Consider the following 9,608-nt stretch of genomic DNA (forward strand, 5'->3'; position numbering starts at 1 on the left):
TATCCTCTAAAATTATTTGCTACGGCGACGTACGATAAATTTATCAGTACGCTTGTTGCTACGGGTCTTCTTACCTTTGGTCTGAATGCCCCACGGCGTTACCGGGTGCTTACCAAAGTTACGACCTTCACCACCACCGTGCGGGTGATCGACTGGGTTCATCGCAGTACCGCGAACGGTAGGACGAACACCACGCCAACGGGTTGCACCGGCTTTACCCAGAACGCGCAGCATGTGCTCAGCGTTACCGACTTCGCCCAGAGTTGCGCGGCAGTCAGCTTCGACTTTACGCATTTCACCTGAACGCAGACGCAGGGTAACGTAGGAACCTTCACGCGCAACGATCTGCACGTAAGTACCAGCAGAGCGAGCAATCTGACCGCCTTTGCCTGGTTTCATTTCTACGTTGTGCACGGTAGAACCAACTGGGATGTTACGCATCGGCAGGGTGTTACCTGCTTTAATCGCAGCATCAACGCCAGACTGAACCTGGTCGCCAGCTTTCAGGCCTTTAGGGGCCAGGATGTAACGGCGTTCGCCATCTTTGTACAGAACCAGTGCGATATTCGCAGAACGGTTCGGATCGTACTCAAGACGCTCAACAACTGCCGGGATACCATCTTTGTTGCGTTTGAAGTCAACAATACGGTAAGCCTGCTTATGACCACCACCGATATGACGGGTAGTGATACGACCATTGTTGTTACGACCACCGGATTTGCTGTTTTTTTCTACCAACGGAGCAAAAGGTTTGCCCTTGTGCAGCTCAGGGTTCACCACTTTAACTACGTGACGACGACCCGGAGATGTCGGTTTACATTTAACAACTGCCATTGTCTTTCTCCTCCGACTTACTCAGCGCCGCCGACGAAGTCCAGGTTCTGGCCTTCTTTCAGGGTGACGTAAGCTTTTTTCCAGTCGCTACGACGACCGATACGCTGTCCGTGACGCTTAACTTTACCCTTAACAACCAGGGTGTTTACGTCTTTAACTTCTACTTCGAACAGTTTCTCGACAGCAGCAACGATCTCTGCTTTGGTCGCGTCTTTAGCAACTTTGAGAACGATGGTATTGGTTTTTTCCATCGCGGTAGATGCTTTTTCAGATACGTGCGGCGCGCGCAGTACTTTCAGCAGACGTTCTTCACGGATCATGCCAGCATCTCCTCAACTTGCTTAACTGCTTCAGCAGTCATAACGACTTTGTCGAAGGCGATCAGGCTAACTGGGTCGATACCCGCTGCATCACGCACGTCAACCTTGTACAGGTTACGCGCAGCCAGGAACAGATTCTCATCCAGTTCACCGGTGATGATCAGCACGTCTTCCAGCGCCATGTCTTTCAGTTTCTGTGCCAGCAGCTTGGTTTTCGGTGCTTCAACAGAGAATGACTCGACAACGATCAGACGGTCCTGACGTACCAGTTCGGACAGGATGCTTTTCAGCGCGCCGCGGTACATCTTTTTGTTAACTTTTTGACTGTGGTCCTGCGGACGTGCAGCGAAGGTCACGCCACCTGAACGCCAGATCGGGCTCTTGATAGAACCTGAACGCGCACGGCCGGTACCTTTCTGGCGCCATGGCTTTTTGCCTGAACCAGTTACTTCAGCACGAGTTTTCTGCGCACGAGTACCCTGACGAGCACCAGCAGCGTAGGCAACAACAACCTGGTGAACCAGCGCTTCGTTGAAATCACGACCGAAGGTAGTTTCGGAAACAGTCAGCGCGCTCTGCGCGTCTTTCAATACTAATTCCATTGCTATCCCCTTACGCCTTCACAGCTGGTTTAACGATCAGGTCGCTACCGGTCGCACCCGGAACAGCACCTTTCACCAGCAGCAGGTTGCGCTCAGCGTCAACACGTACTACTTCCAGGCTCTGAACGGTTACGCGCTCATTACCCAGCTGGCCAGCCATTTTCTTGCCTTTGAACACTTTGCCCGGAGTCTGGTTCTGACCGATAGAACCCGGTACGCGGTGAGACAAGGAGTTACCGTGAGTCGCGTCCTGGGTACGGAAGTTCCAGCGCTTAACGGTACCTGCGAAACCTTTACCTTTAGAGGTACCGGTTACGTCTACTTTTTTAACTTCAGCGAAGATTTCAACACTGATGCTCTGGCCTACTGAGTATTCTTCACCTTCGGTGCGGAATTCCCACAGACCACGGCCAGCTTCAACGCCAGCTTTAGCAAAATGACCTGCTTCCGGTTTGGTCACACGGTTAGCTTTTTTAGCACCGGTGGTAACCTGGATCGCCTGGTAACCATCGTTCTCCAGACCTTTGACCTGGGTAACGCGGTTTGCTTCAACTTCGATTACGGTGACGGGGATAGAAACGCCATCTTCAGTGAAGATGCGGGTCATGCCCACTTTTTTACCGACTAAACCAATCATTGTTTCAACCTCTCAATCGCTCGATGACCTGATTAACCCAGGCTGATCTGCACGTCTACACCGGCAGCCAGATCCAGACGCATCAGAGCATCAACGGTTTTTTCAGTTGGCTCAACGATGTCTACCAGACGCTTGTGAGTGCGGATTTCGTACTGATCACGCGCATCTTTGTTAACGTGCGGAGAGATCAGAACGGTGAAGCGCTCTTTGCGAGTCGGCAGCGGGATCGGACCACGTACCTGCGCACCAGTGCGCTTGGCAGTCTCAACGATTTCCGCGGTTGATTGATCGATCAGGCGATGATCAAACGCTTTAAGACGGATACGGATTCTTTGGTTCTGCATGAGACCAGAGCTCCAAACATTTTATAAACGAAAAAAATTACTACCCACACCCATTACGATTGATGGGGGAGTGTAATCGTTCAGCATATAACTCCCCAATTGGGAGTATTGTCAGGCGACCTAGCTTACAGTCACCTGCGATTCTGCTCGAATCGCGCCAGCCAATATCGGCAGGCCCGCGCATTATACGCAAATCTGTTCAGGAAGCAACCCGTGGTGTGTTTTTAATCAGAATAACGCGAGGAAGGGAAAGAAAAGCCCGCATTGATCGCAAATCGCAGCGGGCGGAGATACACAGCAAGATCATGCTATCAGCTGCCCTCCTCCTCCTCTCTGACCCGAATTTGCGACTGCAGATAATTCTGGAGACCTAACTTGTTAACCAGATCCAGCTCGGTTTCCAGCCAGTCGATGTGATGTTCTTCTTCCCCCAGGATTTCGATCATCATATCGCGGCTAACGTAATCGTGAACTTTATCCGCATAAGCGATGGCTTCGCGCAGGTCCTTCGCACCTTCCAGTTCCAGTGCCAGGTCAGATTGCAGCATTTCCGGTACATCTTCACCAATCCGCAACCGACCTAGGTCCTGCAGATTGGGAATCCCTTCAAGAAACAAAATGCGTTCAATGTATTTGTCCGCATGCTTCATTTCATCAATGGATTCGTGGTATTCGACATCGTTGAGGCGTATCAGACCCCAGTTTTTGAACATGCGCGCATGAAGAAAGTACTGATTGATTGCAACCAGCTCATTCCCCAGCAATTTGTTGAGATGATTTATGATTTTAGTGTCGCCCTTCATTTCGCTTCCTCCGCTTCCAGTTAATAAGAGCGTAGATGCGGATAAAAAGAAGTCAAAAAAACGCGACAGTTTTTGTGGTTATTACTCAGGCATGCCTGGCATCAGGCAATCTCTTTGTACAGCGGAACCTGCTGCAATTCGTCATCCATAATCTCACGCGCAGCGCGGATACATTTACCACACTGTTTTCCAATAGGAACCAGCTGGCGCAAATGCTGAATAGATTTAGGCTGATAGCGGCGAACCACTTCACGGAGGGTTTTATCACTCACGGCATTACACAGACAGACGTACATTTACTGCGGACTCCAGTACAGTTTCTGATCAAAGTGTAAATGAGAATGGTTTTTATTTCAAACCTGGATTTTGTGTGGGATTAGCATCAATCTGAGAGGAATTTTCAGCATAAAAAAAGAGCACCGAAGTGCTCTTTTTTCAATTGCTCAGATGGCTACCGAAGCGGCCATCTGGGTTAACGCAATTAAGCGATAACTTTAGCAACAACGCCCGCACCAACGGTACGGCCGCCTTCGCGGATTGCGAAGCGCAGACCTTCGTCCATGGCGATCGGGTGAATCAGGGTAACAACCATTTTGATGTTGTCGCCCGGCATTACCATCTCTACGCCTTCCGGCAGTTCTACTGAACCGGTTACGTCAGTTGTACGGAAGTAGAACTGAGGACGGTAGCCTTTGAAGAACGGAGTATGACGGCCGCCTTCGTCTTTAGACAGTACGTACACTTCTGATTCGAACTGAGTGTGCGGCTTGATGGTGCCCGGCTTAGCCAGTACCTGACCACGCTGGATGTCTTCACGCTTGATACCGCGCAGCAGAACACCACAGTTTTCACCAGCCTGACCCTGATCCAGCAGTTTGCGGAACATTTCAACGCCAGTACAGGTTGATTTTGCAGTCGCTTTGATACCAACGATTTCAACTTCGTCGCCAACTTTCACGATGCCGCGCTCAACACGACCGGTAACAACGGTACCACGGCCAGAGATTGAGAATACGTCTTCGATCGGCAGCAGGAACGGCAGGTCGATGGCACGAACCGGATCCGGGATGTAAGTATCCAGATGACCAGCCAGCTCAACGATTTTCGCTTCCCACTCTGCTTCGCCTTCCAGCGCTTTCAGAGCTGAACCACGAACGATCGGAGTGTCGTCGCCCGGGAAGTCGTACTGTGACAGCAGGTCACGAACTTCCATCTCAACCAGTTCCAGCAGTTCTTCGTCATCAACCATGTCACACTTGTTCAGGAACACGATGATGTAAGGAACGCCAACCTGACGACCCAGCAGGATGTGCTCACGAGTCTGCGGCATCGGGCCGTCAGTCGCAGCAACAACCAGGATTGCGCCATCCATCTGAGCAGCACCGGTGATCATGTTTTTCACATAGTCGGCGTGGCCCGGGCAGTCAACGTGCGCGTAGTGGCGAGTCGGGGTTTCGTACTCAACGTGTGAAGTGTTGATGGTGATACCACGAGCCTTCTCTTCCGGCGCGTTGTCGATCTGGTCAAATGCACGAGCCTGGCCGCCGTAGGTTTTAGCCAGAACGGTGGTGATCGCAGCAGTCAGAGTGGTTTTACCGTGGTCAACGTGACCGATGGTGCCCACGTTTACGTGCAGTTTGTTACGTTGAAATTGCTCTTTAGCCATCGCTTGTCCCTCTAAGACACGGATATATCAAAGATATCGTCACATCAACCAGGCTATGCCTGACTGTTAGTTTTACAGAGAGAGAATCAGGAGAGAGATAAAGGAAGTGGTGCTGATACCCAGAGTCGAACTGGGGACCTCACCCTTACCAAGGGTGCGCTCTACCAACTGAGCCATATCAGCACATCTGGAGCGGGCAGCGGGAATCGAACCCGCATCATCAGCTTGGAAGGCTGAGGTAATAGCCATTATACGATGCCCGCATCCTGGAACTCGGCTACCTGTTCTTTCTGTAGCTTATGAATAATAAAAGAAGACCTTCTATTATTCGAGTCAGTCAGTGTTTCCGACTAACACTTTGACTGTGCCAATGCTCAGTCTGAATTCGAAGGTGAGAGAGTTTAACTCACCCATCAGACGATCACTTCATCTGACGCTCAACCAGGAGGTTGATATGGTGGTGGGAGAAGGATTCGAACCTTCGAAGTCTGTGACGGCAGATTTACAGTCTGCTCCCTTTGGCCGCTCGGGAATCCCACCTACTTGATGGTGCCGGCTACCGGAATCGAACTGGTGACCTACTGATTACAAGTCAGTTGCTCTACCAACTGAGCTAAGCCGGCATCAAGTGACGCGCATTCTAGGAAGAGCCGATGCAGGATGCAACAAAAAAATTGCCAAAATTGCACTATCGCTTACTATTTGTGCAAATCCTCGCAAATCAATCATGAAATGAAGAAAATTTGCCCAGCAACGCTGCTTTTTTACCCGCACTTCATCTCGACTTCTGAGTAGACTTTTCTCGTCGGATACACAATTTCGAGTAAGGTTACCTTTCATGTATGAAAATTTGGGGCATCAGAAACTTCTATGACAACCTACTGAGCGACAAGAAAAATGCGGGCGCGATTACGAAAGCGTGCTTGCGTTTATCATTTTACTTCTTTTTAAAGTCACACTGGTGTTACCCTCCTGCCCATTGTTCTCGTTAAATTACCCCTGTGACGTGCAACTGAGTTCGACACATCGCTGTATGCCTGATGCTGCAAGGTGTAGATGAGCCAGAATTTGCGGTCAGATGCATGCTTATGAGTAAAAAAACGACGCCACTCACAACACCCTATTTGCAGTTCAATCGTCAGCAATGGGCTGCCTTGCGCGACTCCGTGCCAATGACGCTGGCTGAGGGTGAAATTGAACGATTGCGCGGTATCAATGAAGACCTTTCTCTGGAAGAGGTCGCCGAAATTTATTTGCCGCTATCACGCCTATTAAATTTCTACATCAGTTCTAATCTGCGACGCCAGGCCGTACTCGAGCAATTTCTTGGGACTAATGCCCAAAAAATCCCTTACATCATCAGTATCGCGGGTAGTGTCGCGGTAGGAAAAAGTACCACCGCACGTGTATTGCAGGCATTACTCAGCCGCTGGCCTGAACATCGCAAAGTAGAGTTGATCACCACCGATGGCTTTCTGCATCCCAATGCGGTGTTAAAAGAACGTGGGTTGATGAAGAAAAAAGGCTTCCCGCAGTCCTATGACATGCACCGTCTGGTCAATTTTGTTTCCGACCTAAAATCCGGAGCCAGCCAGGTTACAGCACCGGTTTACTCACATCTGATTTATGACGTTATTCCGGATGGTGATAAAGTTGTGCAGCAGCCTGATATTCTGATTCTCGAAGGTTTAAACGTGCTGCAAAGTGGCATGGATTATCCGCACGATCCTCATCACGTCTTTGTTTCAGATTTTGTCGACTTTTCCATATATGTTGATGCCCCCGAAGATCTCCTCGAAAGCTGGTATATCAACCGCTTTCTGAAATTCAGAGAAGGGGCATTCAGCGATCCTGATTCTTATTTCCATCATTATTCGCAACTTCCGGAAGAAGAAGCTGTGAATATTGCGCGCGGTCTGTGGAAAGAAATCAACTGGATGAATTTAAAGGAAAATATACTACCAACGCGTGAACGTGCCAGCCTGATCATGACCAAGTCAGCCGATCATGCCGTGCAGCATGTACGTTTAAGAAAATAAATAATAAACATTATTGCCCTGAATTTTTCAGGGCAATAATGGAGTAAGCGAGCAAATCACATCCATATATTGGTCTGGCAGTTAGTTGTCTGGTCGTAATGAAATTTCACCACCAACCCATGCCTTAGTTTCACCATCCTGCTCCAGCAGCAAGCCACCTTGCTTATCCACGCCACGCGCAATGCCATAAACTTCACGGTCACCAATCAACAATTTGACCGGACGATTAATGAAGTTATCGAGCATATCCCAACGTTCAATAAAGGGAGCCAGGCCGTCACGCTCAAACAACGGTAAAGCTTCACGTAAGCGATTAATCAATGTTGCAGCCAGCTGATTACGATCGATGTCGATCCCCGCTTCCTGCAAATTAATCCAACCCTGGTTAATTTGTGACGCGCCTTCGGAACGCATCGCGAGGTTAATTCCTGCGCCAATAACAATCTGGGCAGCATCGCCAGTTTTACCGGTAAGTTCAACCAGGATACCAGCCAGCTTTCGATCATGCAGATAGAGATCATTGGGCCATTTAACCCGTACATCATTCGCGCCAAGGGACTGAATAACTTCCGCCATCACGATACCGATGACCAGGCTCAACCCCATTGCAGCGGCGGGTCCCTGCTCCAGACGCCAATACATCGACATATACAAGTTAGCACCAAAGGGAGAAAACCATTGTCTGCCCCGGCGTCCACGTCCTGACTGCTGATACTCCGCAATACAAGCATCACCCGATACCAATTGATCCATCCGTTCCAGCAGATATTGGTTCGTCGAATCAATTACCGGGATTACGGACAAATTCGGTTGATGCAGGCGCGATAAAATTTCTTCCTCATTCAGCAGCTGAATGGGAGCTGGCAGGCTGTATCCTTTACCCGTGACGGTGTAAACATCCAGTCCCCAGCCTTTCAGTGTTTGAACATGCTTGTTGATTGCGGCCCGGCTCATACCCAAAACTTCGCCCAGTTGCTCCCCGGAATGAAATTCGCCATCTGCAAGTAAAGCAACTAATTTCAACGGTACACTGTGGTCTTTCATGAAATCACCTCTACGGCGTTGCGTTCGCCCTGCGCGCCAATAAAACGAACTTCTGGTTCCAGCCAGACATTAAATTTTTCACCGACGTGGTTTCTCACTTCGCGTGCCAGCTGAACAATATCCTGAGGTGTGGCCTGGTTTTCATTAATCAGTACCAGTGCCTGCTGGCGATGTACCGCAGCCCCGCCTACCTGATGCCCCTTCAGCTGACATTGATCGATCAGCCAACCGGCGGCAAGTTTCACGTCACCTTCAGGCTGAGGATAGAGCGGGATCGTTGGCCATTGGGCACACAATGTTGCAGCCTGAGTGGCGGTGATCAGTGGATTTTTAAAGAAACTACCCACATTTCCTGTTATCCGGGGATCAGGAAGCTTACTCTGACGCATCTGGCAGACAGCATTAAATACATCCCACGCGCTGGCCGTTGCCGGATTAAGCCGTGCCAAATCACCATAACTCAGCACTGGCTGCCATTGCTTAGGCAGACGTAATCCTACTGCGACAATGACATAGTCATCCTTCATCGCATGTTTGAAAATACTGTCACGATAGCCAAACTCGCACTCTTCGCGATACAGCCGAACCGGCTGGCAGGTGGGTAGATGTATGGCTTCAACATAGTGGCAGATATCTTTAAATTCGATACCGTACGCACCAATATTTTGAATTGGAGCCGAGCCAGCCATACCCGGTATCAAGGCGAGATTCTCCAAACCAGGAATGCCTTTCTTTAAAGTTTGCTCAACCAGTTCATGCCAGTTTTCTCCCGCCCCAACATGTAGTTGCCATGCTTCGGCATGTTCTTCTATAGCAATGCCTTTGATTGCATTGATCACCACAGTACCGTTGAAGTCTTCGAGAAACAGTACATTGCTACCGCCGCCAAGTATCATAAAAGGTTGTTCCTGAGCGGTACTGGCTTGCCATGCTTCAATGATGGCTTCTGCGGTATTGGCAATAACGATATTTTTCGCACTGACCTCAAGGCCAAGTGTATTGAAAGCTTTAAGAGAAGTGTTGGGGCTGGACATTTCACGGCCTTAACTGATTAATCTGGCCGTAGTTTACCTGATCAGATTGTTACGAGTGGGATGTTTTCGTGTTTTTCACTGCTCAGATGCTGATCTGTGGACGTAAAAAAGCCCTGAACTTTCGTTCAGGGCTTCTTCACTTGATTGATGCATGGCAGTTCCCTACTCTCGCATGGGGAGACCCCACACTACCATCGGCGCTACGGCGTTTCACTTCTGAGTTCGGCATGGGGTCAGGTGGGACCACCGCGCTACAGCCGCCAGGCAAATTCTTTGTGCCAGAAA

11 protein-coding genes, 4 tRNA genes and 1 rRNA gene are annotated in these 9,608 nt (G+C 49.7%); 1 reads left to right on the plus strand and 15 read right to left on the minus strand.

All coding sequences use genetic code 11. The features are described from left to right. Positions 1 to 12: 12 nt before the first annotated feature. The 12 genes from rplB to HA50_RS18970 all read right to left on the minus strand — a co-directional run bounded on the left by rplB (position 13) and on the right by HA50_RS18970 (position 5,829). Complete coding sequence (gene rplB, locus HA50_RS18915) at positions 13 to 834, minus strand: 50S ribosomal protein L2 (RefSeq protein WP_084877326.1); 822 nt, start codon at positions 832 to 834, stop codon at positions 13 to 15. A 17-nt stretch (positions 835 to 851) separates the two neighbouring features. After that, positions 852 to 1,154, minus strand: a complete 303-nt coding sequence (gene rplW / locus HA50_RS18920) for a 50S ribosomal protein L23 (RefSeq protein ID WP_010618574.1) — start codon at positions 1,152 to 1,154, stop codon at positions 852 to 854. Then, entirely contained in the window at positions 1,151 to 1,756 is a 606-nt protein-coding gene (gene rplD / locus HA50_RS18925; RefSeq protein ID WP_013510769.1) for a 50S ribosomal protein L4, read from the minus strand. The genes rplW and rplD overlap by 4 nt, the downstream gene beginning before the upstream one ends. A 10-nt stretch (positions 1,757 to 1,766) precedes the next feature. After that, positions 1,767 to 2,393, minus strand: a complete 627-nt coding sequence (gene rplC / locus HA50_RS18930) for a 50S ribosomal protein L3 (RefSeq protein WP_084877329.1) — start codon at positions 2,391 to 2,393, stop codon at positions 1,767 to 1,769. 32 nt (positions 2,394 to 2,425) lie between these two features. Further along, complete coding sequence (gene rpsJ / locus HA50_RS18935) at positions 2,426 to 2,737, minus strand: 30S ribosomal protein S10 (protein ID WP_001181005.1); 312 nt, start codon at positions 2,735 to 2,737, stop codon at positions 2,426 to 2,428. A 311-nt stretch (positions 2,738 to 3,048) separates the two neighbouring features. Next, positions 3,049 to 3,540 (minus strand): bacterioferritin, encoded by a 492-nt coding sequence (bfr, locus tag HA50_RS18940; RefSeq protein ID WP_084877332.1) that lies wholly within the window; start codon positions 3,538 to 3,540, stop codon positions 3,049 to 3,051. A gap of 101 nt (positions 3,541 to 3,641) precedes the next feature. Continuing rightward, on the minus strand, positions 3,642 to 3,836 hold the full coding sequence (gene bfd / locus HA50_RS18945; RefSeq protein ID WP_013510772.1) for a bacterioferritin-associated ferredoxin: 195 nt from the start codon (positions 3,834 to 3,836) through the stop codon (positions 3,642 to 3,644). Between the two features lie 185 nt (positions 3,837 to 4,021). Next, entirely contained in the window at positions 4,022 to 5,206 is a 1,185-nt protein-coding gene (gene tuf / locus HA50_RS18950; RefSeq protein ID WP_084877335.1) for an elongation factor Tu, read from the minus strand. A 107-nt stretch (positions 5,207 to 5,313) separates the two neighbouring features. Further along, positions 5,314 to 5,389: transfer RNA gene (locus HA50_RS18955), tRNA-Thr, on the minus strand. A gap of 5 nt (positions 5,390 to 5,394) precedes the next feature. Continuing rightward, a tRNA-Gly gene (locus tag HA50_RS18960) sits at positions 5,395 to 5,469 on the minus strand. Between the two features lie 192 nt (positions 5,470 to 5,661). Further along, positions 5,662 to 5,746: transfer RNA gene (locus HA50_RS18965), tRNA-Tyr, on the minus strand. 7 nt (positions 5,747 to 5,753) lie between these two features. After that, a tRNA-Thr gene (locus HA50_RS18970) sits at positions 5,754 to 5,829 on the minus strand. Positions 5,830 to 6,294: 465 nt separating this feature from the next. On the opposite strand from HA50_RS18970, the gene coaA reads away from it, so the two are divergent. After that, the gene (gene coaA / locus HA50_RS18975) at positions 6,295 to 7,245 is read left to right on the plus strand and encodes a type I pantothenate kinase (RefSeq protein WP_084877338.1); all 951 of its coding nucleotides are present in this window, start codon (positions 6,295 to 6,297) and stop codon (positions 7,243 to 7,245) included. A gap of 81 nt (positions 7,246 to 7,326) precedes the next feature. On the opposite strand, the gene birA is transcribed toward coaA, so the two are convergent. From birA to rrf, 3 genes are all read right to left on the minus strand, one after another. Continuing rightward, positions 7,327 to 8,289, minus strand: coding sequence for a bifunctional biotin--[acetyl-CoA-carboxylase] ligase/biotin operon repressor BirA (birA, locus tag HA50_RS18980; protein ID WP_084877340.1), 963 nt, complete (start codon positions 8,287 to 8,289; stop codon positions 7,327 to 7,329). Continuing rightward, positions 8,286 to 9,323 (minus strand): UDP-N-acetylmuramate dehydrogenase, encoded by a 1,038-nt coding sequence (gene murB, locus HA50_RS18985; RefSeq protein ID WP_084877343.1) that lies wholly within the window; start codon positions 9,321 to 9,323, stop codon positions 8,286 to 8,288. The genes birA and murB overlap by 4 nt, the downstream gene beginning before the upstream one ends. A 149-nt stretch (positions 9,324 to 9,472) precedes the next feature. After that, positions 9,473 to 9,588: ribosomal RNA gene (rrf, locus tag HA50_RS18990) — 5S ribosomal RNA — on the minus strand. Between the last annotated feature and the right edge of the window lie 20 nt (positions 9,589 to 9,608).

The organism is Pantoea cypripedii, from assembly GCF_002095535.1.
Lineage (GTDB): Bacteria > Pseudomonadota > Gammaproteobacteria > Enterobacterales > Enterobacteriaceae > Pantoea > Pantoea cypripedii.

What these genes read in the sequence shown, in the direction of transcription:
- rplB (WP_084877326.1), bottom strand. Translation starts at nt 834, where the DNA reads ATGGCAGTTGTTAAATGTAAACCGACATCTCCGGGTCGTCGTCACGTA.
- rplW (WP_010618574.1), bottom strand. Translation starts at nt 1,154, where the DNA reads ATGATCCGTGAAGAACGTCTGCTGAAAGTACTGCGCGCGCCGCACGTA.
- rplD (WP_013510769.1), bottom strand. Translation starts at nt 1,756, where the DNA reads ATGGAATTAGTATTGAAAGACGCGCAGAGCGCGCTGACTGTTTCCGAA.
- rplC (WP_084877329.1), bottom strand. Translation starts at nt 2,393, where the DNA reads ATGATTGGTTTAGTCGGTAAAAAAGTGGGCATGACCCGCATCTTCACT.
- rpsJ (WP_001181005.1), bottom strand. Translation starts at nt 2,737, where the DNA reads ATGCAGAACCAAAGAATCCGTATCCGTCTTAAAGCGTTTGATCATCGC.
- bfr (WP_084877332.1), bottom strand. Translation starts at nt 3,540, where the DNA reads ATGAAGGGCGACACTAAAATCATAAATCATCTCAACAAATTGCTGGGG.
- bfd (WP_013510772.1), bottom strand. Translation starts at nt 3,836, where the DNA reads ATGTACGTCTGTCTGTGTAATGCCGTGAGTGATAAAACCCTCCGTGAA.
- tuf (WP_084877335.1), bottom strand. Translation starts at nt 5,206, where the DNA reads ATGGCTAAAGAGCAATTTCAACGTAACAAACTGCACGTAAACGTGGGC.
- coaA (WP_084877338.1), top strand. Translation starts at nt 6,295, where the DNA reads ATGAGTAAAAAAACGACGCCACTCACAACACCCTATTTGCAGTTCAAT.
- birA (WP_084877340.1), bottom strand. Translation starts at nt 8,289, where the DNA reads ATGAAAGACCACAGTGTACCGTTGAAATTAGTTGCTTTACTTGCAGAT.
- murB (WP_084877343.1), bottom strand. Translation starts at nt 9,323, where the DNA reads ATGTCCAGCCCCAACACTTCTCTTAAAGCTTTCAATACACTTGGCCTT.